The organism is Streptomyces sp. NPDC093071 (assembly GCF_044754545.1).
Taxonomy (GTDB): Bacteria; Actinomycetota; Actinomycetes; order Streptomycetales; family Streptomycetaceae; genus Streptomyces.
On record NZ_JBIVPH010000004.1, the window covers coordinates 452,252 to 478,633 of the forward strand.

Sequence of the window (26,382 nt, forward strand, 5' to 3'; positions counted from 1 at the left end):
CGGTGAAGACGGAGAACGAGGGACGAGCAGGCCTGCTCTACGGGATCGGCGCCTACGGCATGTGGGGCCTGGTCCCCCTCTTCTGGCCGCTCCTCAAGCCCGCAGGGGCGATCGAGATCCTCGCCCACCGGATGGTGTGGTCCCTGGCCTTCGTGGGGCTCGCCCTGCTCGTCCTGCGCCGCTGGGGCTGGATCCGGGAGCTGGCGCGCAGCCCGCGCAAGCTCGGCCTGATCACCCTCGCCGCCACCGTCATCACCGTGAACTGGGGCCTCTACATCTGGTCCGTGAACACGGGCCACGTCGTCGAGGCCTCCCTCGGCTACTTCATCAACCCGCTCGTCACCATCGCCCTCGGCGTCCTCGTCCTCCAGGAGCGGCTGCGTCCGGCGCAGTGGGCGGCGGTCGGCATCGGCTTCGCGGCCGTGCTCGTCCTCGCGATCGGGTACGGGCAGCCGCCGTGGATCTCGCTCGTCCTCGCCTTCTCCTTCGCGCTCTACGGCCTGGTGAAGAAGAAGGTCAACATCGGGGGCCTGGAGTCGCTGGCCGCCGAGACCGCCGTCCAGTTCCTGCCCGCCCTCGCGTACCTGGTCTGGCTCGGCGGGCAGGGGACCCTGGCGTTCGGCGCGCACGGCGCCGGCCACACCGCGCTGCTCGCCGCCACCGGCCTGGTCACGGCGGTCCCGCTGGTCTGCTTCGGCGCGGCGGCGATCCGCGTCCCGCTGTCGACGCTCGGCCTCCTCCAGTACCTCGCGCCGACCTTCCAGTTCCTCCTCGGCGTCCTCTACTTCCACGAGGCGATGCCGCCGGAGCGGTGGGCCGGCTTCTCCCTCGTCTGGCTGGCCCTGACGATCCTCACCTGGGACGCGCTGCGCACGAACCGGCGCAGCCGGGCGGCGATCGCGGCGGCGACGGCGGCGGGAGCGGCCGAGGCGGCGCCCACGGCCGGGACCACGGGCCCGGCCGGGGACGCCGGACCGGTCGAGGCCGCACCCACGACCGGCCGCTGACGGACACCGGACACTGACGGACGTCGGCCGCCGACGGACACCGGCCGCCGACGACGGCCGCACGCCCCGGCCCCCGGAGTCCTCCTCCGGGGGCCGGGGCGCGTTCCGGGCCGTTCAGACCGCGGCGTCGGCCGGGGCCTTCGGTGCCGGGGCGGCCCCGGGGGTACGGGATCGCCGCACCCCCGTGGCGGTGATCACCGTCCCGACGCCGACCATCACCAGCGGGACGAGGAGCGCCGCCCGGAAGCCGTCGAGGCCGCCGCCGGAGAGCCCGTACACCGCCGTCACCGCCGAGATGCCGACGGCCGAGCCGAACTGGGTGGCGGTCGTGAGCAGCCCGCTCGCGAGCCCCTGCTCCTCCTCCGCGATCCCCTCCGTGCCCGCGATGGTGAGCGGCCCGTAGGCGAGGGCGAAGGCGAGGCCGGTGAGCAGCAGGGTCGGGAACATCGCGGCGTACGACCGGTCCGGGCCGACCGGCAGGAACAGCGCGTACGAGACGACGGCGAGGACGAAGCCGCCGAGGATCACCCGGGCGTTGCCGAAGCGGGCCACCAGGCGCGGGGTGAGGGTCGGGGCGAGGATCGCGTCGCAGCCCATGACGACCAGGGCGAGCGCGGTCTCCAGGGACGACCAGCCGCGCAGCTCCTGGAGGTAGAGGGTGGCGACGAACTGGAAGCCGAAGAAGGAGCCGACGAAGAGCAGGGCGCCCAGGTCGGCGCGGAGGACCGAGGCCTCGCGGAGGATGCCGAGGCGGACGAGGGGCACGGCGGCCCGGCGTTCGACGGTGACGAAGACCCCGGCGAGGACGAGTCCGGCGGCGAGCGCGGCGGCCGTGAGCGTCCAGCCGTCGAGGCCGTGCTCCAGGCCGACGACGCCGTACGCGAGGAGGAGCATCGCACCGGCGGCGGCGAGCGCCCCGGCGAGGTCGAAGCCGCCCTGCGCGCGGGCCGGGCGCGGCTCCTTCGGGATCAGCCGGAAGGCGGCGGCGAGGACCGCGGCGGCCAGCAGGACGGGGGCGAAGAAGACCCACCGCCAGCCGAGCTGGGTGAGCAGCCCGCCGATGACCAGGCCGAGCGAGAAGCCGCCGGCGGCGGTGCCCGCGAAGACGAGCAGGGCCTGGTTGCGCCGCGGCCCCTCCTCGTACGAGGTGGTGATGATGGACAGGGCGGCCGGGGTCATGAAGGCGGCGGCGACGCCGGTCACGAAGCGGGCCAGGATCAGTGTCCAGCCCTGGTCGGCGAGGCCGCCGAGGCCGGAGAAGAGCAGGAAGACGGTGAGCCAGCCCAGGAACATCCGGCGCCGCCCGAGCAGGTCGGCGGCTCTGCCGCCGAGGAGGGTGAAGCCGGCGTAGCCGAGGACGTAGGCGGACATCACCCAGGCGGCGGTGCCGGTGGTGAGGCCGAGGTCGGCGCGGATGGTGGGCACGGCGACGGCGAGCATGGCGACGTCGATGCCTTCGAGGAAGATCGTCCCGCAGAGGACGAGGAGCAGGCTCCAGGCGCGGAAGGACACAACTGTCTCCAGGGCGGGGTGGGTTGGGGTGACCGGTTACGTTCGGGAGGGCCGGTTCCCTCTTGTAACCACCTGCATCCTGCGGGAGCATCGGGTGCCATGGAAGAAGGCACTTCGAAGTCACCGAGTCACTGCGAGGGAACCTACGGGCCCGAGGGGGACACCGACCCCTTCCAGTGGGACACCCGCGAGGACTGCGAGGTCCGGCAGATCCTCGACCGGGTCGCGGACAAGTGGTCCCTGCTCGTCATCGCCCTCCTCGACCGCCGCGTGCTGCGCTTCACGGAGCTGAAGCGCGAGATCGACGGCGTCAGCCAGCGCATGTTGACCGTCACCCTGCGCCAGCTGGAGCGCGACGGCCTGGTGAAGCGCACGGTCCACCCGGTGGTCCCGCCCCGCGTCGAGTACGAACTGACGCCCCTGGGCGGCACGTTGCACACCACGATCCGCTCCCTGGTGACCTGGACCGAGCAGCACCAGAACGAGATCGCGGCGGCGCGGCAGGAGTACGACGCGAAGGAGGCCCTGCCGGAGGGCGCCGCGACGGCGGGGGCGCCCCGGTAATCGGATGGCGGACGGTGGTCGGCTTCCGCAGACTGGGCCGGATGGAACGACTGCTGGAGATCGCGCACCGCCTGTCCGAGGTCGAGGGGGTCGTCGGCGTGTGCCTGGGCGGCAGCCGGGCCCGGGGGACGCACTCCCCGGACTCCGACTACGACCTCGGCCTCTACTACCGGCCGTCGCTGGACACCGCCGCCCTGCGCCTGCTGGCGGCCGAGTTGACCGGCGGCCCGGTGGAGGTGACCGAGCCGGGCGGCTGGGCCTGTCCGGTGGATCAGGGTCGGGTAGGACGCGGCGTCTGGTGCGGTGCATCGCAAGGCGCCGGAGCGGCTCGATAGCGGAGCTATCGGGGCGTTTCGGCAACGCGGCGAGGTGCCGTGCCAGACGCCGCGGCCCCGGCCATGATCCACCGGACAGGCCCCAGGGACCGTGGGTGGACGGCGGCGCCTGGCTGGGCGTCGACGGGCACCGGATGGACTGGATCTACCGCGATCTGGACCGGGTGCGCCGCGTCAGGGAGGAGTGCGCGGAGGGCCGCTTCGAGATCGGCACCCAGCCCGGCCACCCCCTGGGCGTCTACTCCCCCTCCTACGTCGGCGAGTTGGCGCTCGGCCGCGTCCTGGCCGACCCGACCGGCGAGCTCCGGGAGGTCCAGGAGGAGGCCCGGGTCTACCCGGACGCGCTGCGGAAGGCGCTCGTCGAGAACGCGCGCTGGGAGGCGCCGTTCATCCTGGCCTGCGCCCGGAAGGGGGCGGTCCGCGGGGACGCCTTCTACGTGGCGGGCTGCCTCTTCCGCGCGGTCGGCCTCCTCGCGCAGGCCCTGCACGCGCGGGAGGGCGGCTGGGTCCTGAACGAGAAGGGCGCGGTGCGGGAGGCGGGCGAACTGCCCTCCGCCCCGCCGGACTTCGCCGCCCGCGCGCAGGCCCTCCTCGCCGCCCTCGGCACGGATCCGGCCGCGCTGGCGACGGCCCTGGACGCGGCGGACGCGCTGACCGCCGAGGTGTGCGGGGCGCTGGGCCGCTGAGGGGTGCGGGGGTGCCGGGCCGCTGAGGGGCGCGGGGCGCCGGGCCGCCGATGCGTGTGGGGCGCCTGCGGGCGCTTCCGGCCGCCGGGGCGCCCGGAGATAACCGGTAGTGGCGCGGCGGGACTTCCCCCACCCTGGAGCCCATGGAAGAACCGAAGTACCGCATCCGCGCGCTCCACACGGACCGCACGGTCACCGTCTACCAGGCGTACCGGCCCGGGATCGGGCTGCCGGCGGCCCGGGAGGGCCGGTTTCCGGCCGTCTGGAAGCGGGAGCGGATGACGTGGATCAAGCCGTCGTTCCTGTGGATGATGTACCGCTCGGGCTGGGGCACCAAGGAGGGCCAGGAGACCGTCCTCGCCGTGGAGATCACCCGCGAGGGCTTCGAATGGGCCCTGCGGAACGCCTGCCTCTCCCACTACGTGTCCGGGTTCCACCCCGACCGGGACGCGTGGAAGCGCGAGCTGACGCGGTCCCCGGCCCGGGTCCAGTGGGACCCGGAGCGCGACCCGCGCCTCGACCCCCTCCCGTACCGCTCGCTCCAGCTCGGCCTGGCGGGCGAGGCGTCCCGCCGGTACGCCGACGAGTGGACGGTGTCGATCACCGACGTGACCCCGCTCGCCCACCGCGTCCACGCCCTGGTCCGGTCCGGCGACGTGGACGGTGCCCGGGCGCTGCTCCCCCGGGAGGAGCCGTATCCGGAGCAGGAGGGGCTCCTGGACCGCGTAAGGGTCGGCTGAGAACCGCCCGATCTAGTGCAGAAGGGTCGTTCCGGTGGCATGCGGAGCGACGGAGCGGTTACAACCGGTTCCATGAAACCCCTTCACTGGAAGCTCGTCGTCGACGCCGCCGACCCCCACGCGCAGGCCGCCTTCTGGGCCGCCGCCCTGCACTACCGGGAGGAGGACCACAGCGCGCTCGTGCGGCGGCTCCTCGGGATGGGGGCCGTGCCCGACGCGGCGACGGCCACCGTGCACGAGGGCACGGAGGACGAGCGGCTCGGCTGGCACGACCTCGCCGCCGTGCGGCACCCGGACGAGCCGTACGACGAGGACACCGACGCGGGCCTGGGCCACCGGATCCTCTTCCAGCGCGTCCCGGAGGCGAAGACCGTCAAGAACCGCATCCACCTCGACGTCCACGCCGAGGAGGGCGCCCGGGACAAGGAGGTCGCCCGGCTGACCGACCTCGGCGCGACGGTCCTGCGCGAGGTGGACGAGCCGTCGGGGTCGTGGGTGGTCATGGCGGACCCCGAACAGAACGAGTTCTGCGTGCAGTAGCGCGGCCGGGTTCAGGGGCGGCGGACCTCGAAGTGGAAGCAGCCGTACTCGACGGCCCGGACGTGCACCAGGGCCACGGCGGGGTCCTCGAAGGCCTCCGCCAGGGCCCTTTCGAAGCCCTCCGCCGGATCCTCCGGAAGCTCCAGGAGCCGGCCGCCGGCGATCCGGCCCTCCGCGTCGTACCGGCGGAGGGCCCGCAGCGCCCCGGGCCGCGCGAAGGGGTACTCCTCCGAACGCGCGGGCCCGCCGCACTCCCCGGCGTGCACGAAGACGGGCCCCTGCTCGTCGTACGCACCCGGCTCCGCCCCCGTCTCCGCCGCCCAGCGCCGCAGCGGCGCGTACGAGACGAGCGCGATCCGCTCCCCGGGGGCGGCGGAACGCAGACAACAACGAAGCGGCTCCCCGCCCTCGGTCGCCGCATACGGCACACAGGACCGCCCGGCATCGTCGACGACCCGCAGCCGGGCCAGCGTGTCGGGCGGGATGGGCAGGGGGACGTAGGGGGCACGGGGGGTGCCGGTGGCCGGGGTGGCCCCGGCGGCTTCAGGGGCAGGGGAAGCCCCGGGTGCGGGAGAAGTCTCAGCAGTGCGCATGGCTCCAGCGTCGCGCCGTAGGCGTCCCCGCCGCTGGCGGGATTCGGACGCCACCTTCGACCGAAGTGGCCCTACCCGCAAGGGAGTCGGGGTCACGGGCCGCCGTCACCCCTCGTCCGCTGAGCGAACACCCCTGACCGGTTTCCGCTCTTGACGTGAACACATCCCGTCACTGAACATTCAGCACGCACAACAGAACGCACGTGCACCAGAACGCGCGTGCGGCGGACAACTGAACACCGCACGCGCACCCGTACAGCTCCAACGCCTCGCGGCCCCCCGAGCCCGAGGCGTCTCGCACGTTCCGTCCCATCCCCGTTCGGAATCCGGAGCCCCCACATGAACATCTCCGTGCCCAGACGCGTCACCGCGGTCGCCGCCCTCGCGGCGCTCGCGCTCGGTGGCCTCACCGGGACCAGCGCCACCGCCCGGCCCGCCGAGGCCGCCGGTGTCGCCGCCGCGCCCGACATCTCGCTCACCGCCGTCAAGCAGCACTTGACGGACCTCCAGTCCATCGCCACCGCCAACGGCGGCAACCGGGCCCACGGCCGTACCGGCTACAAGGCGTCCATCGACTTCGTGAAGGCGAAGCTGGACGCCGCCGGATACACCACCAGCCTCCAGACGTTCACCTCCAGCGGCGCCACCGGCTACAACCTGATAGCCGACTGGCCGGGCGGTGACCCCAACCAGGTCCTGATGGCCGGCTCGCACCTCGACTCGGTGTCCTCGGGCCCCGGCATCAACGACAACGGCTCCGGGTCCGCCGCGATCCTGGAGACCGCCCTCGCCGTCTCCCGCGCGGGCTACCAGCCCTCCAAGCACCTGCGGTTCGCCTGGTGGGGCGCCGAGGAGCTGGGTCTCGTCGGCTCGAAGTACTACGTCAACAACCTTCCGACGACCGAGCGTTCGAAGATCAAGGGCTACCTGAACTTCGACATGATCGGCTCGCCGAACCCGGGCTACTTCGTCTACGACGACGACCCGACGATCGAGCAGACCTTCAAGAGCTACTTCGCCGGCCTCGGCGTCCCGACCGAGATCGAGACCGAGGGCGACGGCCGCTCCGACCACGCCCCGTTCAAGAGCGCGGGCGTCCCGGTCGGCGGTCTCTTCACCGGCGCGAGCCGCGTGAAGACCAGCGCGCAGGTCACCAAGTGGGGCGGTACGGCGACGGCGTTCGACCGCTGCTACCACTCCTCCTGCGACACCACGTCGAACATCAACGACACCGCCCTGGACCGCAACAGCGACGCCGTCGCGCACGCGATCTGGACGCTCTCCGCCGGTTCCACCAACCCGCCGACCGGCAAGGTCTTCGAGAACACCGCCGACGTGTCGATCCCGGACAACGGCGCCGCGGTCACCTCGACGGTCAACGTCACCGGCGTCACCGGCAACGCCCCCAGCAACCTCTCCGTCGGCGTGGACATCGTCCACACCTACAAGGGCGACCTGATCGTCGACCTCGTCGCCCCCGACGGCTCGGTCTACAACCTCCACAACCGCACCGGCGGCAGCGCCGACAACATCGTCCAGACCTACACCGTCAACGCCTCCTCCGAGGTCGCCAACGGCGCCTGGAAGCTCCGCGTCCAGGACAAGGGCCCCGCCGACGTCGGCTACATCAACGCCTTCAAGCTGACCTTCCCGTAAGGCCGGCGCACCCGTGAAACGCCCGGGCGGGTCGGTGACCATCGCCCCCGACCCGCCCGGGGTCCCAACCCGTTCGGCCTTTGCTACTTGTCGGCGTTCGCCGCGTCCACCAGCGCGTCCTTCGTCACCGCGCCGACGTAGACCTTGCCGTCGTCGGTGAGGAGCGCGTTCACCAGCTTCGTCTTGAAGAGGGTGCCCGAGCCGAACTTCCCGGTGACCTCGTCGCCGAAGGAGTCCAGGAGGCCCTGGAACTCCTTCGGCGCCTCCTCCGTCTTGGGCGCCGGGGCGCCGGTGTCGAGCCTGGCGATGGTCGTCCAGCCCTCGCCGATGACGTTCAGGCCCTTGCCGAAGTCCTCGAAGCCCTTCCCGAAGCCCTTCTCGAAGTCCTTTCCGAACTCCTTCTCGAAGTTCTCGGGGAGCTTCTCCGGCTTCGCCGCCCCCTCCGCACCCTTCGCGCCCTCCGTCACCTTCGCGCCCTTCGGCGCCTCGAAGGCGAAGACCGACGCGTCCGGACGGGCGAAGTCCACCTTCGTGAAGCCCGCGTCCACGACCGGCTTGCCGCCCTCGACCGAGGAGAGGGTGAACTTCAGCGGGGTGCCGTTCGCCGCGTCCACCGCGATCTTCACCGACGCGACCGTCGAACCGGCCTGCTTCGGCTTGATCACCAGCTGGTACGCGTCCCGGCCCGCCACCTTCGCCGTGCCGTCGACCGTGATCGACGTGGTGTCGCCCGCCGCCTTCAGGACCTCGTCCGCGAGCTCCTTGGGCGTCGCGGGCAGCTCCTTCCGCTCGGCCTCCGGGCCTTCGGACGCGCCCTTCTCGTGGAAGACCTCGTTCGACTTGCTGTCGTAGGCCCAGACGTCGTCGCCGTTGTGGATCAGGCTGTACTCGTCGGAGCCGTCCAGCAGGGTGAGCTTCTGGCGCTCGGGGCCGTCCGCCGCCAGGCGCAGCGTGTGGGTGCCCGAGGCGAGTTCGGTGAGCTTCTGCGCGGGGTCCGCCGTGGAGGAGGCGCCGTCGCCGCCCAGGCCCCCGAGGCCGGACGCCAGGCCGCCGAGGGCCGGCAGGCCCAGGTCGGTGGAGACCTTGAAGGTGCCGGAGAGGGTCTGGGTCTCCGAGCCCGCGATCTTCTCGATGAGCTGCTGGGCCGTGATCTCCGGCAGGTCAGGGTCGCCGGCCGCCGCGAGCGCCGGGACCAGACCGATGGTCGCCGCGGCCACGCCGGCCACCGCGACGGGGACGACGTACCGGCTCGCCCTGCGACGGGTCTCGCCACGAGCCTCGCCGCGGACCTCGCTGGGGGTCTCGCTGGGGACTTCGTTCGCTGCCATGGTCTCCGCTACCTCCGTGCGCCCTGGAGAGGCCCGGAACGGCCTCACGTGGTCGATGTACTCCATCTGACCAAACCCCGGGGCGAGATGCGTCAGCCCCCGGGATCAACCTCGCGTACCCCTCCGGGATGACCCGACCCCGAGACCCGTACGGATCCGTACGGGGGAAGCGCCCGGATCCGCAGGACGGGAACGCCCGGATCCGTACGGGGGGAACGCCCGGTTCCGCGAAGGCGGGACGCGCGGTCCCGGGCGAGACTGGAGGGAGGCGGGTCGAGAGGAGCCGTCATGGCCGAGGGGCTCTCCGCGGTGGCGCGCACCGGGCGCCACGCCGCGCACGTCACGGCCGCGACGGCCGCCGGGTTCTATCCGGCGCTGTACCTCCTGGACCGGCCGGTGGCCGGGGTCTACGCCCTGTTCACCCCCATCGCGTTCGGCATCCTCTCCCCCCTGCCCGGAGCGGGCCGGGAGCGCGCCGCGACCGTGCTGCGGGCGGTGCCGGCCGCTGCCGTGCTCGTCGTCCTCGGGACCGTCCTCGCGGTGGGGACCTGGCCGGCCGTCGCGGGGATGCTGACGGTCGGGTTCGCCCTCGCCTTCGGGGCGGTCTGCGGGCCCCGGATCGCGGGCGCCGCCCCCGGGCTCCAGCTCTTCTACATCCTGGCCTGCTTCCCGCCGTACGAACCGGGGACGCTGCCGCAGCGGTTGGCCGGGCTCGCCGTCGGCGGGGCGCTCCTCGCCCTGGCCGAGGCGTTCCTCTTCCCGGACGCGCCGGAGCCCTCGTACCGCGAGCGGATCGCGGACGCACTGGACGCGGCGGCCCGGGCCGCCTCCGGGGTCGTACGCGGGGAGGGGCCGGACCCGGAGGAGGCGGGGCGGCTCGGGGCGGCCGGGCGGGAGCTGCGCCTGTCGCGGCTGCCCGCCGGGGCCCGGCCGACGGGCGCGGGCCGGACCGACCGGGCCCTGGCCCAGGCGGGGGCCGCGACCCGCCGCCTCCTCGACCAGCTGGCCCTGCTGACCGCGCACGTCCCGGCGCCCGGGGACACGGTCTCGGCGGATCTGCTGCGGGGGATCGCGGCGAGCTGTACGGAGACGGCGGCGGCGCTGCGGCGGGGGCGCCGGGAACGGGGCCGGGGCAGGGGCCGGGTCCTCGCCGGGCCGCAGCTCCTCGAAGAGATGGTCGCGGACTTCCTGAAGGCGCGCGGCGGGGCCTCCGACGGGCGGGAGCCGGTCCCGCGCGCCGTCCTGGTCCGGCGGTCGACGGTCCTGACGGCGGCGGTGTCGGCGGTGACCGTCCGCACGGCCGCCTCCCTCGCGCTCGGCGGCCGGGAGCGGCTCCACGGGCTGCCCCGCGAGCAGTTCTGGTACGCGGCGGAGGGGACGGCCCGGCTGGTGGCCGTCCGGATCCGGGGCAATCTGACCCGGCGTTCCGTCGTCTTCCAGAACGCCCTGCGCACCGCGCTCGGTCTGGCGCTCGCCCGGCTGGTGGCCGGTTCGCTCGACCTGACGCACGGCTTCTGGGTGCTGCTCGCCGTCCTGACCCTGGGGCGCACCACGGCGGGCGCCACCTGGTCCGCCGTGCGGGCGGCGGCCGCCGGGACGCTGGCGGGGGCGTGCGCGGCCGGGCTGCTGATCGTGGGGGCCGGGGGCGCGTCCGGGGTGTACGCGGCGCTGCTCGTGCCGATGATGCTGGTGGCCTTCACGCTGGGCCCGCTCGGCGGGCCCGCCCGGGGCCAGGGGCTCTTCACGCTGGTCGTGGCCACGGCCTTCGCCCAGATCGCGCCGGTGACCTGGCGGCTCGCGGAGGCCCGGCTGGTCGACGTGCTCACGGGCAGCGCGATCGGTCTGCTGTGCGGCCTGCTCGCCTGGCCGGCGGGGGCCCGCGCCGAGATCCGGTACGCCATGTCCGGCCTGCTGCGGGCCGCCGCGCCGCTGGTGCGGGCCGCGTCGGCGGCGGTGACGGACGGGGGCGGCGCGCCCCCGGACGGCCCCTCCCTCGGCGTACGGCTCGCCCTGCACCGGCTCCGGATCGCCGAGGCGGCCTACGCGCAGTACCGGACGGAGCCCGCCGCGGACGCCTCCGGGGCCGCCCACGACTGGCTCGCGGTGCTCGACCACGGGTCGCGCACGCTGGTCGGCGCCTACTGGCTGCCCCGTACGGACGGGATGCCGGGGCTTCCGCCGGGCGCCCGGCGCTGGGCGCGGGAGGCGGCCGAGGAGGTGGCGACGGCGACCATACGGGCGGCGGGGTTCCCCCCGGACGGCGTACGGGCCCGCCCCGCGCCCCTGCCGCCGGAGGTGGCGGCCCGGGTCCCCGTCCCCCTGCTGGCCCCGCTCACGGACGTGGAGGTCTGGCTCCACGCCCTCGCCCACGACCTGGAGGCGGGCTCGGGCGCGCGGCCGGAGGGCGGGTCCTGACAGGGGCGCCCCAGGGGGCGGGCCGGCGACGCGGCTGCACGGCTACGAGCTGTGCAGGCTGCGCGTGGCGACGGGGGCGGTCGGAGCGGGCTCGGCGTGCGGCGCGGACGGGGCGCCCGAAACCGTCGCGGAGGGCGTGGCGCCCGTGCCCTCGACCGTCTCCGGGCCGCCGTCACCGGTCGAGACCACGCCGCCCACCGCCAGAGCCGCTGTCGCCGCGACGATCCAGTACTTCGCCCTCATCGTTTCCCCTCCCGGTCATGCACATGATCGACACGACCATAACGCGGGCCCCGGAGGTCCTGATCCGCCGGGAGGAACCTAGCCCGCCCGGTGCACCACCGCGTCGCACAGCTCCGCGAGGGCCGACTTGGCGTAGCCGTCGGGGAGCGGGGCCAGCATCGCGCGGGCCTCCTCCGCGTAGCGGACGGTGTCCCGGCGGGCCTGCTCCAGGGCCGGGTGGGCGCGCAGCCGGTGCAGGACCTCGGCGTGCCGGGCGTCGTCGGTGAGGTCGCCGTCGACGAGGGCGACGAGCTCGACGTCCTCGGGGCGCCCGTGCGCGGCGGCCGCGGCCCGCAGGTGCAGGACGGGCAGGGTCGGGATGCCCTCGCGCAGGTCGGTGCCGGGGGTCTTGCCGGACTCGTGGGAGTCGGAGGCGATGTCGAGGACGTCGTCGGCGAGCTGGAAGGCGACGCCGAGCCGCTCGCCGTACTGGGTGAGGGTGCCGACGACGTCCTCGTCCGCGCCGGACATCATCGCGCCGAAGCGGCAGGCGACGGCGACGAGGGAGCCGGTCTTGCCGCCGAGGACGTCGAGGTAGTGGTCGACGGGGTCGCGGCCGTCGGTGGGCCCCGCGGTCTCCAGGATCTGGCCGGTCACCAGCCGCTCGAACGCCTCGGACTGGATGCGGACGGCCTCCGGGCCGAGGTCCGCGAGCGTGTGGGAGGCGCGGGCGAAGAGGAAGTCGCCGGTGAGGACGGCGATCGAGTTGCCCCAGCGGGTGTTGGCGCTGGGGACGCCGCGCCGGACGTCGGCCTCGTCCATGACGTCGTCGTGGTAGAGCGTGGCCAGGTGGGTCAGCTCGACGACCACGGCGGCGGGCACGATGCCGGGCGCGTAGGGGTCGCCGAACCGGGCGGCGAGCATCACGAGCAGCGGGCGGAAGCGCTTCCCGCCGGCCAGGACGAGGTGCTGCGCGGCCTCCGTGATGAAGGGGACGTCGCTCTTGGTGGCGTCCAGGAGGCCCGCCTCCACGGCCGCCAGACCGGTCTGGACATCGGCCTCAAGAGCCTGGTCCCGCACGCTGAGGCCGAACGGCCCGACGACGGTCACGAGGGGGTCTCCTGTCTGCTGACGCCTGCTGTCGCTACACGGTCGGCAGCGATCACACGGGACGGTCACACGGATTGTCGATGTGTCGCTGGATTCACTCAAGCCAGCGTATCCGGTCACCTTTCGATCACCGTGGGCGCCTTCCCGTCACCCCCGGTATGTTCGGGATCAGCCGATACCCACAGGAGTAGGCGTTTTGTCCCGAACGAACATCGACACCGATCCGGGCGACGGGCGGCCCCCGCCCGAGGACGACCGCGCCTTCCTCGGGCATCCGAAGGGCCTGCTGACCCTCTCGGGCCTGGAGGTCTGGGAGCGGTTCTCGTTCCTCGGGATGCAGGCGATCCTCGTCCTCTACTTCGCCGCGGCCGTCTCCGACGGCGGACTCGGCATGTCCCCCGGCACCGCCGCCTCGGTCTCCGCCGCCTACGGCACCCTGGTCTACCTGGTCTCGGTGGCCGGCGGCTGGCTCGCGGACCGCGTCCTCGGCTCGTACCGCGCGGTCCTCTGGGGCGGGATCCTGATCGCCTGCGGGCACTACGCCATGGCGGTCCCCACGGCCGCCATGACCTGGGTGGGGCTCGGCCTGATCAGCGCCGGGACCGGCCTGCTCAAGCCGAACGTGGCGACCATGGTCGGCAAGCTCTACCGCACGGACGACGACCGCCGCGACGCCGGCTTCGCGCTCTACTACATGGCGATCAACATCGGCGCCTTCGCCGGCCCGCTGATCACCGGCTGGCTCGCCGACCACCAGGGCTACCACTGGGGCTTCTCGGCCGCCGCGATCGGCATGACCTTCGGCCTGGTCCAGTACGTGGCGGGCCGCCGTCACCTGGCCGGGCGCAAGCACGCCGCCGAGTTCGCGCTCGCCCCGGACGCCCTGCGCCGGGCGGTCCGGCTCATGGTCGCGGGCGCGGTCCTCACGGCGGCCGCCGCCACGGTCCTGGCCCTGGCCGGATGGCTGACCATGGGCCGGTTCGTGGACGTGCTGACCCTGGTCTCGGTGGTCGCGCCGGTCGTCTACTTCTGGGTGATGTTCACCAGCTCCCGGGTCACGCCCGAGGAGCGCGGCCGCCTCAGGCCGTACGTCGTGCTGTTCCTGGCGTCGGTGGTGTTCAACTTCATCCTCTTCCAGGCGTACTCGACGATGATGCTGCTCGCCTCCACCAACGCCCGCACCACGATCCTCGGCTTCGACTTCCCGGCGAGCTGGTACGCCTCCGCCCTCGGCGCCTTCGAGGTGGCCCTGGCGCCCGTGGTCGCCGCCGTCTGGTCCCGGATGGGCCACCGCCAGCCGCACGCCTCCAACAAGATCGCGTTCGGGGTGGTCCTCGGCGGCCTGTCCTTCCTCCTGATGGTCCTGCCGACCTCCGGGCACGCCGACGACTCCTACCGGATGGCCGCGTGGTGGATCGTCGGCTCGTACCTGCTGCTCGGCCTCGGCGACGTGCTCCTGGAGACCTCCGGGATGTCCGCCACCAGCAAGCTCGCCCCGAAGGCCTTCTCCAGCCAGACGATGTCGCTCTGGTTCCTCTCCCTGGCGCTCGCCAACGGCATCCAAGCCCAGACCGTGAAGCTCTACGACGACGTCTCCAAGCCCGTGTACTTCGGCGTGAACGGCGCGGTGGCCGTCGCCGCCGGCCTCGTCGTGATCGCCCTGGCGCCCTGGCTGCGCCGCACCATGCACCCCGTCCACTGAGGTGACCCGATGCCGAAGATCCGCACCGACTTCCCGTACGAGACCCGCCGCGAGGACGTCCGCGTCCCGATGGCGGACGGCACCCTGCTCTACGCGCGCGTGTGGCGGCCGGTCACCGAGGAGCCCGTGCCGGCGCTCCTGGAGTACCTGCCGTACCGCCTGAGCGACTGGACCGCGCCCCGCGACCACCAGCGCCACCCCTGGTACGCGGGCCACGGCTACGCCTCCGTACGGGTGGACGTGCGCGGCCACGGCAACAGCGGGGGGCTGCCGGGCGACGAGTACGACGCGACCGAGCTGGCCGACGGCGTGGCCGTGGTGAACTGGCTCGCCGAACAGCCCTGGTGCACCGGCAAGGTCGGCATGTTCGGGATCTCCTGGGGCGGCTTCAACTCGCTCCAGATCGCCGCCCTCGCGCCCGAGCCCCTGAAGGCGGTCGTCACCGTCTGCTCCACCGACGACCGCTACGACAACGACGTGCACTACATGGGCGGCTCGGTCCTCGGCGTCGACATGCACGCCTGGGCCGCGACCATGCTCGCCTTCGCCTCCCGGCCGCCGGACCCGGAGTACGCGGGCGAGGAGTGGCGGTCGATGTGGCTGCGCCGCCTGGAGGCCGTGGAGCCCCTCGTCGACACCTGGCTCTCCCACCAGACGAGGGACGCGTACTGGAAGCACGGCAGCGTCTGCGAGGACTACGGCGCGATCGGGGCCGCCGTCCTCGCCGTGGGCGGCTGGCACGACCCGTACCGCGACACCGTCCTGCGGCTCGTCCGGCACCTTCCGGCGGACCGGGTGCGCGGGATCGTCGGGCCCTGGTCGCACCAGTACCCGGACCGGGGGCTGCCGCCCGGGCCCGCGATCGGCTTCCTCCAGGAGACCCTGCGCTGGTGGGACCACCACCTCAAGGGGGCCGCGAACGGCGTCATGGACGAGCCGCTGCTGCGGTCCTGGATCAGCGACTCGCACCCGCCGGCCACCGTCTACGAGGAGCTGCCCGGCCGCTGGGTCACCGAACCCGCCTGGCCGTCCCCGAACGTCACCCCCGTCACGTACGGCTTCCAGGGCTCCCCGGTGGTCGTCGACTCGCCCCAGCAGACCGGGATCGACGCGGGCCGCTTCTTCCCCTTCGGCAACGACGCGGACCTGCCGCCCGACCAGCGCGAGGAGGACGCCCACTCGGCCTGCTTCGACTTCCCCGTGCCCGAGGACGGCGGCCCCGTCGAGATCCTGGGCCGCCCGTCCGTGAGCCTGTCGCTGCGCGCGGCCGCCCCCACCGGGCAGGTGATCGCCCGGCTCTGCGACATCGCCCCGGACGGCTCCTCCACCCTCGTCACCCGGGGCGCCCTGAACTTCTCCGCCCGCCACGGCCGCGACCGGGCCGAACCGGCCCTGATCGGGGAGACGGAGGCCTTCACCTTCGAACTGAACGGCATCGGCCACGCCTTCGCGCCCGGCCACCGGGTGCGGCTCGCGGTCTCCTCCACGTACTGGCCGTGGATCTGGCCCCAGCCCGACGCGGCGGGCTTCACCCTCGACCCGGCGGGCTCCTCCCTCACCCTGCCGGTCCGCCGCCGCACCGAGGACACGGTCGTGTGGGGGGAGCCGGAGCAGGCCGAGCCGCTGGGCGTGGTCTATCCGGAGGCCCAGGAGGAGCGGCGCCCGGAGCGGGTGGTGGTCCGGGACGTGGCCAAGGGCGAGTGGCGCCTGGAGGTCGATCCGAAGTACGGCGGCACGCGCGTGTACCCGGACGGTCTGGAGTTCACCGAGGACGCCCTGGAGACCTACACGATCGAGGAGAGCGGCCCGCTGACCGCCCGCACCCGCTCGGACTGGACGATCCGGCTGCGGCGGCCCGACCGGGGCTGGGACGTCGGCGTGGACACCCGCTCGGAGATCACCTGCGACGCGGAGGCCTTCCACACCTGGAACGAGGTGGTGTGCAGGGAGGGGGACGAGGTCGTCTTCCGGCGCACCTGGGAGAAGCGGATCCCCCGCACGGCGGGCTGAGCGCGCGTACGGGGGATCCGGTCCGGCTTCGTTACGCCTGCGTGCCGGCCTTGCGGCGGCGGGCGACGAACACCGCGCCGGCGCCGAGGGCGACGGCCCCGGCGGCGGCCAGGCCGAGCTGCGGCAGGACGTCGTTGGCGCCGGTGGCGGCGAGGGTGCCGTTGTTCACCGGGGTGGAGGACGAGCCGCCCTGCTGGGTGGTGTTGGTGTTCCCGGTGGAGGGCGCCGGGGCGGGCGTCGAGGTCGACGGCGACGGGGTCGGGGTCGGCTTCGGCTTGTCGCCCTTGGCGAGGATGTCGAAGCCGGCGTGCGCGCCGTCCAGGGCCATGCCGCAGGTGCCGTCGTTGTTCTCGTACTCGGCGTAGGCGAAGGCCATGCCCCGGCCGGCCGGGGAGTCGGCGGCGGCCGTGAGGCGCAGCTTCACGTCGTAGTGGGCGCCCTTGGCGAGCCTGCCGACCTCGATGGACTCGAACTCGTCGGAGACCGGGGTCCATTCGAGGACGTCGGCCGAGGACCACTCGACGGGGATGGACCACTTCGTGAAGTCCGTGTCCTCGTCGATGTCCTCGCCGGGGAGGATGATCCGCGAGGCGTTGGCGTAGACGTCGACGAGGTCCAGGGCCCGGTCCGAGGTGTTGGTGACGCGCATCGAGAAGACGGCGGGCTGGCCGGCGGTGATGGTCTCCGGGCCGCTCAGGTCGATCCGTACGGCGTCGTCCGACTCGCAGGCCCCCTCCATGTCCTCGTAGGACGCCAGGTCCTCCTTGGCGTCGTCGAGGTTCTGGGAGGCCTCCTCCTTCGCCACCTCGGCGCGGTGGAGGGCCTGCGAGGCGGCGACCGAGGCGTCGGCCAGGTCCTTCGAGGCCGCGCTCAGCGCCGTGTCGGCGGTGGTCTTGGCGGCGGCGGCCTCCTCGGCCTTCCCCTTCGCGGCCTCGACGGCGTCGGCGGCGGCCTGCTTCTGCTCGGGGGTGGCGTCGACGGGAAGGTCCTTCTGCGTCTGCTCCGCCTCGGTGAGCGCCGTGTCGGCGGCGGTCTTGGCGGCGGCGGCCTCCTCGGCCTTCTTCTGGGCCGCGGTGACGGCGGCCCTGAGGAGGTGGTCGGCCTTCTCCAGGGCGTCGACGGCGGCCTTGGCCCCGGCGAGGGCGACGACGGCGTCGTCGTACTCCTTCTGCGCCAGCGCGACCGCGGCCTTGAGCTCGTCGAGCGTCGGCGGCTCGTCGTCCTCGTTCTGGGCGGGCTTCTGCGTCGCCGAGGGCGACGGCTTGGTGTCGGCGAACGCCGGCGCGGCGGAGAGGAGGACGACCGGGGTGGTCACGGCGGCGGCCACGGCGGTCGCGAGAATGCGACGGATCTTCACAGTGCGGGACCTTTTTCCTGGTCAGGGAAAGATGAAGGAAAGGCGGGCGCGCACCTGCGGGCTGCTTCACGCGGCGCGATACCACCGTGATCGTAGGGCCGGGAAAGCCCCGGCGGGAGGCCCGTTCCCGCAGCTCGGATCCGGTGGGGGAGAGCCGCGGGCACCCAAAGGGAACGAACGCGGACAGTTGCCCACGGAGGCCGCACTTTCCGTGTGATCCATGTCATCAGCGCCCGGCGGCCCGACCCGTAACGTGTCCCCCACACCCGTGGAAAGCGAGGCAGGTACCGATGTCCGAGCACAGCCCGCTCGACCTGGCCGAGGGCGACCCCTTCGGCCCGCACAACCTCCCGTACGGCGTCTTCTCCACCGCCGAGGAGCCCGACCGGCGCCGGCTCGGCGTCCGGATCGGCGGGTACGTGCTGGACGCGGGGGCCGCGGCGCACGCGCTCGGCTCCCCCTACGCGTCGCTCCTCGCGCAGCCGAGCCTGAACCCGCTGCTCGCGGCCGGGCGGACCGCCTGGCGCGACGTCCGCCGGGCGCTCACCGCCTGGGTGACGGTCCCGGCGCACCGGGCGGACGTCGAGCCGCTCCTGCACCCGCTGGACGCGGTGACGCTGCACCTGCCGTACGAGGTCGCGGACTACGTCGACTTCTACGCGAGCGAGCACCACGCGACCAACGTGGGCCGGATCTTCCGCCCCGACGGCGACGCGCTGACCCCCAACTGGAAGCACCTGCCGATCGGTTACCACGGGCGCGCGGGCACGGTCGTGGTCTCCGGCACCGACGTCGTGCGCCCCTCCGGGCAGCGCAAGGCGCCCGCCGACCCGGCCCCGGTCTTCGGGCCGTCGGTGAAGCTGGACATCGAGGCGGAGGTCGGCTTCCTGGTCGGCACCCCCTCGGAGCTGGGCCGGCCGGTCCCGCTCTCCGGCTTCCGCGAGCACGTCTTCGGTCTGACGCTGCTCAACGACTGGTCGGCGCGGGACGTGCAGGCCTGGGAGTACGTGCCGCTCGGCCCGTTCCTCGGCAAGTCGTTCCAGACGTCGGTGTCGGCGTGGGTGACGCCCCTGGAGGCCCTGGACGCGGCCCGCACCGCCCCGCCCGCGCGGGACTTCCCTCTCCTGCCGTACCTGGACGACGCGGACGAGGAGGAGCCGGGCGGCTTCGACGTGCGGATCACCGTCGAGATCAACGGCGAGGTGGTGGCCGAGCCGCCGTTCTCCTCGATGTACTGGACGGCGGCCCAGCAGCTCGCCCACATGACGGTGAACGGCGCGTCCCTGCGCACGGGCGACCTGTACGGCTCCGGGACGGTCTCCGGGCCGGAGGTGAACCAGCGCGGTTCGCTCCTGGAGCTGACCTGGAACGGGCGGGACGCGCTCGAACTGTCCGGCGGCAAGCGGACGTTCCTGGAGGACGGCGATGAGGTCGTCCTCACCGCGTGGGCGCCGGGCCCGGACGGCACCCGGGTCGGCCTGGGCGAGGTCCGGGGCCGGATCGTGCCCGCCGCCTGACCGCCGGACAGCCCGCCGGACGGCCCGTCAGACGGCCCGCCAGAGGGCGGGGACGTTCGGCGGCTGCCAGCCCGGCTGGGCGGTGTGCGCCTGGAGGCACGCGTACCCCGTCCCGCCGTAGGTGACGACGTCGCCCGCCTTGTAGGCGGTGCCGACCGCCCAGCTGCCCCCCGGCGGCTGGGTGGTCGGGGTGGGCGTCGGCGTCGGGCCGGGGTTCTGGGGCACGTTGAGGACGAAGTCGAAGGCGGCCTCGCGCGCCCCGCCCGCGTCCCGCACGGTCATCAGCAGCCGGGGGTCGAAGAGGCTGTCGGTGTTGTTGCGGGGCTCGTTCGGGAAGTACAGCTGCGTGGTGAGGACCGGGCGGCCGGGGGCCTGCGCCTTGACGTGGATGTGGCGGGTGCGGCCCGGGTAGAGGCCGGGCACGATCGTGGTGAGCTTGAAGGAGCCGTCGGCGCCGGTGAACTGGTGGCCGCGGAAGCGGAATCCGGTGTTGTCGTAGGCGCCGTTGGTGTCGGCCTGCCAGAAGTCGAGCAGGACCCCGGATATCGGCCGGCAGGCGAGCCCGAAGACGTAGCCGCTGACGGTGAGCCGGACGCCGGGGGTGTTCCCCTCCAGCAGGCTGCTGCGCAGCGGGGAGTTGGGCTTGAAGTACGGCCCCTCCATCTGCGCCGGGGTGGGGTCGTCGCCGTCGTCGCACGTGGGGGTGAGCGCGGGTGCCTGCCCGCTCTCCGTCAGGGTCCGGGCGAGCGCGGGGACGCCCATGAGCACGGCGGGCGCCGCCATGCCGGCCGCGAGCGCGGCCCGCAGGACGGTCTTGCGGCTGACGTGCCCGGTGCTGGTCTCGTGGTCCATGTGCCTGGCTCCTCGGGTGGGGGGCTGGGATCGGCACGAACCTAGGGGCCGGCGGCACCGGGTTCGATGGACGGAACGCGGCGGTCGTGGTCTTTTCGGAAGCGCCCCGGGCTGCGGCCGACCTCCCTGCGGAAGAACCGGCAGAAGTAGGCGGCGTCCTCGAACCCGACCCGGGCGGCCACCTGCCGCACGGGCAGTCCGGTGGCGACGAGCAGCCGCTGCGCCTCCCGCACCCGCTCCTGGCGGAGCAGCGCGGCGGGGGTGCGGCCGGTGGCCGCCCGCACGACCTCGGTGAGGTGCCCGGGGGTCACCCCGATCCGCTCGGCGCACTCCCGCACGGAGAGCCCGGCGGTCCCGGCGGTGCGGGCGAGCCGCAGGAAGTCGTCGGCCAGGCCGGGCGGCGGCGGTGCGCCCCCTCCCCCGCCGGGCAGCCGGGCGGCCCGCACGAGGAGGACGTGCAGCAGGGACCGCAGCACCCCGGCGAATCCGTCGGCCCCGTGCCGGTACTCCTCGGCCAGGTCGCCGAGGAGCCGGCTCGTGCGCTCGTGGGCGGCGGCGTCGAGGTCGACCCAGGGCCGCTCCCCGAGCCGCCGCAGCAGCTCCTCGTCGTCGGGACCGCCGACCAGGAACTCGGGCGTGAAGAGGACGAGCGACCCCTCGAGCCCGCGCACGCCCTCCCAGTGGTGCACCTGGCCGGGCAGGATCACCCCGAGCTGCGGCGGCCGCACCTCGTACCGCTCCAGGTCGAGCACGTGGACGCCGCTGCCCTCCGTGACGTGCACGATCTCGTAGAAGGTGTGCCGGTGCGGGTACGCGGCCCGCGACATCGGCCCCATCGCGTCGAACCCCCCGGCGGCGAAGGGCACCTGGTCGGGCAGGCGCAGTTCGAGCCGGTGCACGGGCGGGTCGCCGTCCCTCGGGGCGGCGCAGGGCGCTCCGGGTAAGACCGTGGTGCCGCGCATGGGACCATCCCTCCAGGACTGGTACAGACCATTGGGTGCGGCTTCCACGATGACACGGCGTCCGGCGGGGGTGAAGTGCGCCGAAGGGCCCGGCTCCTGGGGAGCCGGGCCCTTCGCGCGCGTCCGTACGGGGCTACCGCACGAACACGCTCGCCTGGTTCGCCAGGTCCAGGAAGTACTGCGGCGCGAGGCCGAGGACCAGGGTGACCGCCACGCCCGCCGTGATGGCGATCGTGGTGAAGGCCGAGGGGACGGCGACCGTGGGGCCGTCCGCCCGGGGCTCGCTGAAGAACATGAGCACGATGACCCGGATGTAGAAGAAGGCCGCGATCGCCGAGGAGAGCACGCCGACCACCACCAGGGCGCCCGCGCCGCCCTCGGCCGCCGCCTTGAAGACCGCGAACTTCCCGGAGAAGCCGGAGGTCAGCGGGATGCCGGCGAAGGCGAGCAGGAAGACCGCGAAGACCGCCGCGACCAGCGGCGAACGGCGGCCCAGACCGGCCCACTTGGAGAGGTGGGTGGCCTCGCCGCCCGCGTCGCGGACCAGGGTGACGACGGCGAAGGCGCCGATCGTCACGAAGGAGTAGGCGCCCAGGTAGAAGAGGACGGAGGAGATGCCGTCGGGGGTGGCGGCGATGACGCCCGCGAGCAGGAAGCCGGCGTGCGCGATGGACGAGTACGCCAGGAGCCGCTTGATGTCGGTCTGGGTGATGGCGACGATCGCGCCGCCCAGCATGGTGAGGATCGCGACGCCCCACATGACCGGCCGCCAGTCCCAGGTGAGGCCCGGGAGCACCACGTAGAGCAGGCGGAGCAGCGCGCCGAAGGCGGCGACCTTGGTCGCGGCGGCCATGAAGCCGGTGACCGGGGTCGGGGCGCCCTGGTAGACGTCCGGGGTCCACATGTGGAACGGCACGGCGCCGACCTTGAAGAGGAGCCCCATGAGGACCATGGCGAAGCCGATGAGGAGCAGCGCGTCGTTCCCCATGGTGTCGGCGAGCGCCGGGTTCACCGAGGTGACCGTCCCGTCGACGACGTCGGCGATCGTGGCGTACGAGACGGAGCCCGAGTAGCCGTAGAGCAGGGCGATCCCGAAGAGCAGGAAGGCCGAGGAGAAGGCGCCGAGCAGGAAGTACTTGACGGCCGCCTCCTGCGACATCAGCCGCTTGCGGCGGGCGACGGCGCACAGCAGGTACAGCGGAAGGGAGAAGACCTCCAGGGCGATGAAGAGCGTCAGGAGGTCGTTGGCCGCGGGGAAGACCAACATGCCCGCGACGGCGAAGAGGGCGAAGGGGAACACCTCGGTGGTGGTGAACCCGGCCTTGACCGCCGCCTTCTCGTGGTCGCTGCCGGGCACGGCGGCGGCCTCGGCGGCGAAGGAGTCGACCCGGTGGCCGTGGTCGGCCGGGTCGAGCCTGCGCTCGGCGAAGGTGAAGACCGCCACGATCGAGGCGAGCAGGATCGTGCCCTGGAGGAAGAGGGCGGGTCCGTCGACCGCGATGGCGCCCATGGCCGCGATGTGGGCCTTGGTGGAGCCGTAGCCGCCGGCCGCCAGGCCGACGACGGCGGCGAAGGAGGCGGCGAGCGCGAGGACGCTCAGGAAGACCTGGGCGGTGTAGCGGCCCTTGCGGGGCACGAAGGCCTCGACGAGGACGCTGAGGACGGCGGCGCCGACCACGATGAGCACGGGCGCGAGCTGCGTGTACTCGATGTGGGGCGCCGGGATCTTCTCCAGCGGCTCGACGGCGGCGGTCGCCCACAGGCTGTGGACGGAGGATGCGACAGCGGGAGCACTCACTTGGCCGCCTCCACTTCTGGCTGGGGGTCCTTCTGCTGGACGTCGGACATGGTGTGCCGCACCGCCGGGTTGACGACGTCCGTCAGCGGCTTCGGGAAGACCCCGAGGAAGATCAGGACGGCGATCAGCGGGACGACCACGGCCAGCTCGCGCGGCCGCAGGTCCGGCAGCTTCCGGACCTCCTCCTTCACCGGCCCGGTCATCGTCCGCTGGTAGAGGACGAGGGTGTAGAGCGCGGCGAGGACGATGCCGGTGGTGGCGATGACGCCGGCCACCGGGTAGCGGGCGTAGGTGCCGACCAGGACCAGGAACTCGCTGACGAACGGCGCGAGTCCGGGCAGCGACAGGGTCGCGAGGCCGCCGATCAGGAAGGTGCCGGCGAGCACCGGGGCGACCTTCTGCACACCGCCGTAGTCGGCGATGAGCCGCGAGCCGCGCCGGGAGATCAGGAACCCGGCGACCAGCATCAGGGCGGCCGTCGAGATGCCGTGGTTCACCATGTAGAGCGTGGCGCCGGACTGGCCCTGGCTGGTCATCGCGAAGATGCCCAGGATGATGAAGCCGAAGTGCGAGATGGACGCGTAGGCGACCAGCCGCTTGATGTCCCGCTGGCCGACGGCGACGAGCGCCCCGTAGACGATGCTGATCAGGGCGAGGACGACGATCGCGGGCGTGGCCCACTTCGAGGCCTCGGGGAAGAGCCCGAGGCAGAAGCGGAGCATCGCGAAGGTGCCGACCTTGTCGACGACGGCGGTGATGAGGACGGCGACCGGGGCGGTCGCCTCCCCCATCGCGTTCGGCAGCCAGGTGTGCAGCGGCCACAGCGGTGCCTTCACCGCGAAGGCGAAGAAGAAGCCGAGGAACAGCCAGCGCTCGGTGCTGGTCGCGATCTCCAGGGAGCCGTTGGCCCGGGCCCCGGCGATCTCGGTGAGCGAGAAGTTCCCCGCGACCACGTACAGGCCGATGACGGCGGCCAGCATGATGAGGCCGCCGACCAGGTTGTAGAGGAGGAACTTGACGGCCGCGTAGGAGCGCTGGGCCGCCGCGTTCTCGTCGGAGCCCGCGTGGGCCCGGTCGCCGAAGCCGCCGATGAGGAAGTACATCGGGATGAGCATGGCTTCGAAGAGGATGTAGAAGAGGAAGACGTCGGTGGCCTCGAAGGAGAGGATCACCATCGCCTCGACCATGAGGATCAGGGCGAAGAAGCCCTGCGTCGGCCGCCACCGCTTCGACGAGGTCTCCAGCGGGTCGGCGTCGTGCCAGCCGGCCAGGATGACGAACGGGATCAGCAGCGCGGTGAGCGCGATCAGCGCCACCCCGATGCCGTCCACGCCCAGCTCGTACCGGACCCCGAAGTCCTTGATCCAGGCGTACGACTCGGTTAGCTGGTACCGCTCGCCGCCGGGCTCGAAGCGTACGAAGACGATCCCGGCGAGGACGAGCGTGGCGAGCGAGACGAGCAGCGCCAGCCACTTGGCGGCGGTGCGGCGGGCGGCGGGCACGGCGGCGGTCAGGATCGCACCGACCGCCGGCACCGCTGCCGTCACCGTAAGGAGCGGGAAAGACATGGGAGTTACACCGCCCTCATCAGCAGGGTCGCGGCGATCAGCACCGCCGTACCTCCGAACATGGAGACCGCGTACGAGCGGGCGTAGCCGTTCTGGAGCTTGCGCAGCCGGCCGGAGAGCCCGCCGACGCTCGCCGCGGTGCCGTTGACCACGCCGTCCACCAGGGAGTGGTCGACGTAGACGAGCGAGCGGGTGAGGTGCGTGCCGCCCGTGACGAAGACGGCGTGGTTGAAGTCGTCCTGGAGCAGGTCGCGGCGGGCCGCCCGGGTGAGCAGCGAGCCGCGCGGGGCGACCACCGGGACGGGCCGGCGCCCGTACTGGAGGTAGGCCAGGCCGACGCCGATCACCATGACGGCGACGGTGCAGGCGGTGACGGCCGCGGCGCCGATCGGCGGGTGGCCGTGCTCGTAGCCGGTGACCGGCTCCAGCCACTCGACGAACCCGGCGAACTCGAAGACCGCGCCCCCGGCGACCGATCCGACGGCCAGCAGCACCATCGGGATCACCATGGACTTCGGCGACTCGTGCGGGTGCGGCGGGTTGCCGTTCTCGTCGGGCTGCCAGCGCTTCTCGCCGAAGAAGGTCATCAGCATCACGCGGGTCATGTAGTACGCGGTGATGGCCGCGCCGAGCAGGGTGACCGCGCCGAGGATCCAGCCCTCCGCGCCGCCCTTCGCGAAGGCCGCCTCGATGATCTTGTCCTTGGAGAAGAAGCCGGACAGACCGGGGAAGCCGATGATCGCCAGGTAGCCGAGGCCGAAGGTGACGAAGGTGACCGGCATGTACTTCCGCAGGCCGCCGTACTTCCTCATGTCGACCTCGTCGTTCATGCCGTGCATGACCGAACCGGCGCCGAGGAAGAGCCCGGCCTTGAAGAAGCCGTGCGTCACCAGGTGCATGATCGCGAAGACGTAGCCGATCGGGCCGAGGCCCGCCGCCAGGATCATGTAGCCGATCTGCGACATCGTCGAACCGGCCAGCGCCTTCTTGATGTCGTCCTTGGCGCAACCGACGATCGCACCGAAGAGGAGCGTGACCGCGCCGACGATCGTGACGACGAGCTGCGCGTCCGGGGCCGCGTTGAAGATGTCGGCGGAGCGGACGATCAGATAGACACCGGCGGTCACCATCGTGGCCGCGTGGATGAGGGCCGAGACCGGGGTCGGGCCCTCCATCGCGTCCCCGAGCCAGGACTGCAGCGGCACCTGGGCCGACTTGCCGCAGGCCGCGAGGAGCAGCATCAGGCCGATCGCGGTCAGCGTCCCCTGCGAGGTCTGCCCGGTCGCCTCCAGGACCGGCCCGAAGGCGAAGGTCCCGAAGGTGGTGAACATGATCATGATGGCGATCGAGAGGCCGATGTCACCGACCCGGTTGACCAGGAACGCCTTCTTCGCGGCGGTGGCCGCGCTGGGCTTGTGCTGCCAGAACCCGATGAGGAGGTACGAGGCGAGGCCGACGCCCTCCCAGCCGAAGTACAGGAGCAGGTAGTTGTCGGCGAGGACCAGCAGCAGCATCGCCGCGACGAACAGGTTCAGATAGCCGAAGAACCGGCGGCGCCGCTCGTCGTGCTCCATGTATCCGATGGAGTACACGTGGATGAGGGTGCCGACCCCGCTGATCAGCAGGACGAACGTCATGGAGAGCTGGTCGAGCTGGAAGGCGATGTCCGCCTGGAAGCCCTCGACGGGGATCCAGGTGAAGAGCCGCTGGTGCAGGGCCCGCTCCTCGGCCCCCTTGCCGAGCATGTCGGCGAAGAGCGCCAGGCCGATCGCGAAGGAGACGGCCGCGAGGAGCGTGCCGATCCAGTGGCCGACCCGGTCGAGCCGGCGGCCGCCGCAGAGCAGCACGGTCGCGCCGAGCAGGGGCGCCCCGACGAGCAGAGCGATGAGATTTTCCACGGTCAGCCCC

Annotated in this window: 21 protein-coding genes and 1 pseudogene; 11 read left to right on the forward strand and 11 right to left on the reverse strand. The window is 73.0% G+C overall.

What is annotated here, in order from left to right; translation table 11 throughout:
* The first annotated feature begins 2 nt into the window (after positions 1-2).
* Complete coding sequence (gene rarD / locus ACIQD7_RS19015) at positions 3-1,007, forward strand: EamA family transporter RarD (protein ID WP_402442836.1); 1,005 nt, start codon at positions 3-5, stop codon at positions 1,005-1,007.
* Between the two features lie 114 nt (positions 1,008-1,121).
* Here rarD and ACIQD7_RS19020 read toward each other — a convergent pair whose 3' ends face one another.
* Positions 1,122-2,519 (reverse strand): MFS transporter, encoded by a 1,398-nt coding sequence (locus ACIQD7_RS19020; RefSeq protein WP_402442837.1) that lies wholly within the window; start codon positions 2,517-2,519, stop codon positions 1,122-1,124.
* A 99-nt stretch (positions 2,520-2,618) separates the two neighbouring features.
* Between ACIQD7_RS19020 and ACIQD7_RS19025 the strand changes: the two genes are divergently transcribed.
* The 5 genes and pseudogenes from ACIQD7_RS19025 (at position 2,619) to ACIQD7_RS19045 (ending at position 5,384) form a co-directional block, all read left to right on the forward strand.
* Positions 2,619-3,083 carry a helix-turn-helix domain-containing protein gene (locus ACIQD7_RS19025; protein ID WP_121833781.1) on the forward strand — a complete coding sequence of 155 codons (465 nt, stop codon included), beginning with the start codon at positions 2,619-2,621 and terminating at the stop codon, positions 3,081-3,083.
* A 41-nt stretch (positions 3,084-3,124) separates the two neighbouring features.
* Positions 3,125-3,340: pseudogene (locus ACIQD7_RS19030) on the forward strand (nucleotidyltransferase domain-containing protein); the annotation flags it as partial.
* A 173-nt stretch (positions 3,341-3,513) separates the two neighbouring features.
* Positions 3,514-4,104 (forward strand): DNA polymerase subunit beta, encoded by a 591-nt coding sequence (locus tag ACIQD7_RS19035; protein WP_402442839.1) that lies wholly within the window; start codon positions 3,514-3,516, stop codon positions 4,102-4,104.
* Between the two features lie 143 nt (positions 4,105-4,247).
* Positions 4,248-4,844, forward strand: coding sequence for a DUF4291 domain-containing protein (locus tag ACIQD7_RS19040; protein WP_121833987.1), 597 nt, complete (start codon positions 4,248-4,250; stop codon positions 4,842-4,844).
* A gap of 72 nt (positions 4,845-4,916) precedes the next feature.
* A complete protein-coding gene (locus ACIQD7_RS19045) occupies positions 4,917-5,384 on the forward strand; it encodes a VOC family protein (RefSeq protein WP_121833988.1) in 468 nt (155 codons plus the stop codon).
* Positions 5,385-5,395: 11 nt separating this feature from the next.
* Here the strand turns inward: ACIQD7_RS19045 and ACIQD7_RS19050 are convergent, their stop codons facing one another.
* On the reverse strand, positions 5,396-5,977 hold the full coding sequence (locus tag ACIQD7_RS19050; RefSeq protein WP_402442842.1) for a DUF1203 domain-containing protein: 582 nt from the start codon (positions 5,975-5,977) through the stop codon (positions 5,396-5,398).
* 339 nt (positions 5,978-6,316) lie between these two features.
* Here ACIQD7_RS19050 and ACIQD7_RS19055 point away from each other — a divergent pair, with 339 nt between their 5' ends.
* Entirely contained in the window at positions 6,317-7,633 is a 1,317-nt protein-coding gene (locus ACIQD7_RS19055; RefSeq protein WP_391052015.1) for a M28 family peptidase, read from the forward strand.
* Positions 7,634-7,716: 83 nt separating this feature from the next.
* Here the strand turns inward: ACIQD7_RS19055 and ACIQD7_RS19060 are convergent, their stop codons facing one another.
* Positions 7,717-8,961, reverse strand: a complete 1,245-nt coding sequence (locus tag ACIQD7_RS19060; RefSeq protein WP_402442844.1) for an outer membrane lipoprotein carrier protein LolA — start codon at positions 8,959-8,961, stop codon at positions 7,717-7,719.
* A gap of 288 nt (positions 8,962-9,249) precedes the next feature.
* On the opposite strand from ACIQD7_RS19060, the gene ACIQD7_RS19065 reads away from it, so the two are divergent.
* Positions 9,250-11,376: an FUSC family protein gene (locus tag ACIQD7_RS19065; protein ID WP_402442846.1), complete on the forward strand. Its 2,127-nt coding sequence runs from the start codon at positions 9,250-9,252 to the stop codon at positions 11,374-11,376.
* A gap of 42 nt (positions 11,377-11,418) precedes the next feature.
* Here ACIQD7_RS19065 and ACIQD7_RS19070 read toward each other — a convergent pair whose 3' ends face one another.
* Together ACIQD7_RS19070 and ACIQD7_RS19075 are read right to left on the reverse strand one after the other, a co-directional pair.
* Positions 11,419-11,619, reverse strand: a complete 201-nt coding sequence (locus ACIQD7_RS19070; protein WP_402442848.1) for a hypothetical protein — start codon at positions 11,617-11,619, stop codon at positions 11,419-11,421.
* A 78-nt stretch (positions 11,620-11,697) separates the two neighbouring features.
* Entirely contained in the window at positions 11,698-12,708 is a 1,011-nt protein-coding gene (locus ACIQD7_RS19075; protein ID WP_121832287.1) for a polyprenyl synthetase family protein, read from the reverse strand.
* A gap of 196 nt (positions 12,709-12,904) precedes the next feature.
* Between ACIQD7_RS19075 and ACIQD7_RS19080 the strand changes: the two genes are divergently transcribed.
* Both ACIQD7_RS19080 and ACIQD7_RS19085 read left to right on the forward strand, forming a co-directional pair.
* The gene (locus tag ACIQD7_RS19080) at positions 12,905-14,410 is read left to right on the forward strand and encodes a peptide MFS transporter (RefSeq protein ID WP_402442850.1); all 1,506 of its coding nucleotides are present in this window, start codon (positions 12,905-12,907) and stop codon (positions 14,408-14,410) included.
* 9 nt (positions 14,411-14,419) lie between these two features.
* Positions 14,420-16,420, forward strand: a complete 2,001-nt coding sequence (locus tag ACIQD7_RS19085; RefSeq protein WP_402442852.1) for a CocE/NonD family hydrolase — start codon at positions 14,420-14,422, stop codon at positions 16,418-16,420.
* 31 nt (positions 16,421-16,451) lie between these two features.
* Here ACIQD7_RS19085 and ACIQD7_RS19090 read toward each other — a convergent pair whose 3' ends face one another.
* Positions 16,452-17,777, reverse strand: a complete 1,326-nt coding sequence (locus ACIQD7_RS19090; RefSeq protein ID WP_402442854.1) for a peptidase — start codon at positions 17,775-17,777, stop codon at positions 16,452-16,454.
* 290 nt (positions 17,778-18,067) lie between these two features.
* Here ACIQD7_RS19090 and fahA point away from each other — a divergent pair, with 290 nt between their 5' ends.
* Positions 18,068-19,294 (forward strand): fumarylacetoacetase, encoded by a 1,227-nt coding sequence (fahA, locus tag ACIQD7_RS19095; protein WP_402442855.1) that lies wholly within the window; start codon positions 18,068-18,070, stop codon positions 19,292-19,294.
* A gap of 27 nt (positions 19,295-19,321) precedes the next feature.
* On the opposite strand, the gene ACIQD7_RS19100 is transcribed toward fahA, so the two are convergent.
* The 5 genes from ACIQD7_RS19100 to nuoL form a co-directional block, all read right to left on the reverse strand.
* Positions 19,322-20,146: a carbohydrate-binding protein gene (locus ACIQD7_RS19100; protein ID WP_402442857.1), complete on the reverse strand. Its 825-nt coding sequence runs from the start codon at positions 20,144-20,146 to the stop codon at positions 19,322-19,324.
* 41 nt (positions 20,147-20,187) lie between these two features.
* The gene (locus tag ACIQD7_RS19105; RefSeq protein ID WP_402442859.1) at positions 20,188-21,108 is read right to left on the reverse strand and encodes a helix-turn-helix domain-containing protein; all 921 of its coding nucleotides are present in this window, start codon (positions 21,106-21,108) and stop codon (positions 20,188-20,190) included.
* 133 nt (positions 21,109-21,241) lie between these two features.
* Complete coding sequence (gene nuoN / locus ACIQD7_RS19110; RefSeq protein ID WP_402442861.1) at positions 21,242-22,906, reverse strand: NADH-quinone oxidoreductase subunit NuoN; 1,665 nt, start codon at positions 22,904-22,906, stop codon at positions 21,242-21,244.
* The gene (locus ACIQD7_RS19115) at positions 22,903-24,474 is read right to left on the reverse strand and encodes an NADH-quinone oxidoreductase subunit M (protein WP_402442862.1); all 1,572 of its coding nucleotides are present in this window, start codon (positions 24,472-24,474) and stop codon (positions 22,903-22,905) included. Before ACIQD7_RS19115 ends, nuoN begins: the two co-directional genes overlap by 4 nt.
* Before the next feature lie 5 nt (positions 24,475-24,479).
* Positions 24,480-26,372 carry an NADH-quinone oxidoreductase subunit L gene (nuoL, locus tag ACIQD7_RS19120; RefSeq protein WP_402442864.1) on the reverse strand — a complete coding sequence of 631 codons (1,893 nt, stop codon included), beginning with the start codon at positions 26,370-26,372 and terminating at the stop codon, positions 24,480-24,482.
* Positions 26,373-26,382 lie beyond the last annotated feature (10 nt).

Coding starts and splice junctions, on each gene's coding strand:
- ACIQD7_RS19025 (WP_121833781.1), top strand. CDS start 2,619: ATGGAAGAAGGCACTTCGAAGTCACCGAGTCACTGCGAGGGAACCTAC.
- ACIQD7_RS19040 (WP_121833987.1), top strand. CDS start 4,248: ATGGAAGAACCGAAGTACCGCATCCGCGCGCTCCACACGGACCGCACG.
- ACIQD7_RS19045 (WP_121833988.1), top strand. CDS start 4,917: ATGAAACCCCTTCACTGGAAGCTCGTCGTCGACGCCGCCGACCCCCAC.
- ACIQD7_RS19050 (WP_402442842.1), bottom strand. CDS start 5,977: ATGCGCACTGCTGAGACTTCTCCCGCACCCGGGGCTTCCCCTGCCCCT.
- ACIQD7_RS19055 (WP_391052015.1), top strand. CDS start 6,317: ATGAACATCTCCGTGCCCAGACGCGTCACCGCGGTCGCCGCCCTCGCG.
- ACIQD7_RS19060 (WP_402442844.1), bottom strand. CDS start 8,961: ATGGCAGCGAACGAAGTCCCCAGCGAGACCCCCAGCGAGGTCCGCGGC.
- ACIQD7_RS19065 (WP_402442846.1), top strand. CDS start 9,250: ATGGCCGAGGGGCTCTCCGCGGTGGCGCGCACCGGGCGCCACGCCGCG.
- ACIQD7_RS19070 (WP_402442848.1), bottom strand. CDS start 11,619: ATGAGGGCGAAGTACTGGATCGTCGCGGCGACAGCGGCTCTGGCGGTG.
- ACIQD7_RS19085 (WP_402442852.1), top strand. CDS start 14,420: ATGCCGAAGATCCGCACCGACTTCCCGTACGAGACCCGCCGCGAGGAC.
- fahA (WP_402442855.1), top strand. CDS start 18,068: ATGTCCGAGCACAGCCCGCTCGACCTGGCCGAGGGCGACCCCTTCGGC.
- ACIQD7_RS19100 (WP_402442857.1), bottom strand. CDS start 20,146: ATGGACCACGAGACCAGCACCGGGCACGTCAGCCGCAAGACCGTCCTG.
- ACIQD7_RS19105 (WP_402442859.1), bottom strand. CDS start 21,108: ATGCGCGGCACCACGGTCTTACCCGGAGCGCCCTGCGCCGCCCCGAGG.
- ACIQD7_RS19115 (WP_402442862.1), bottom strand. CDS start 24,474: ATGTCTTTCCCGCTCCTTACGGTGACGGCAGCGGTGCCGGCGGTCGGT.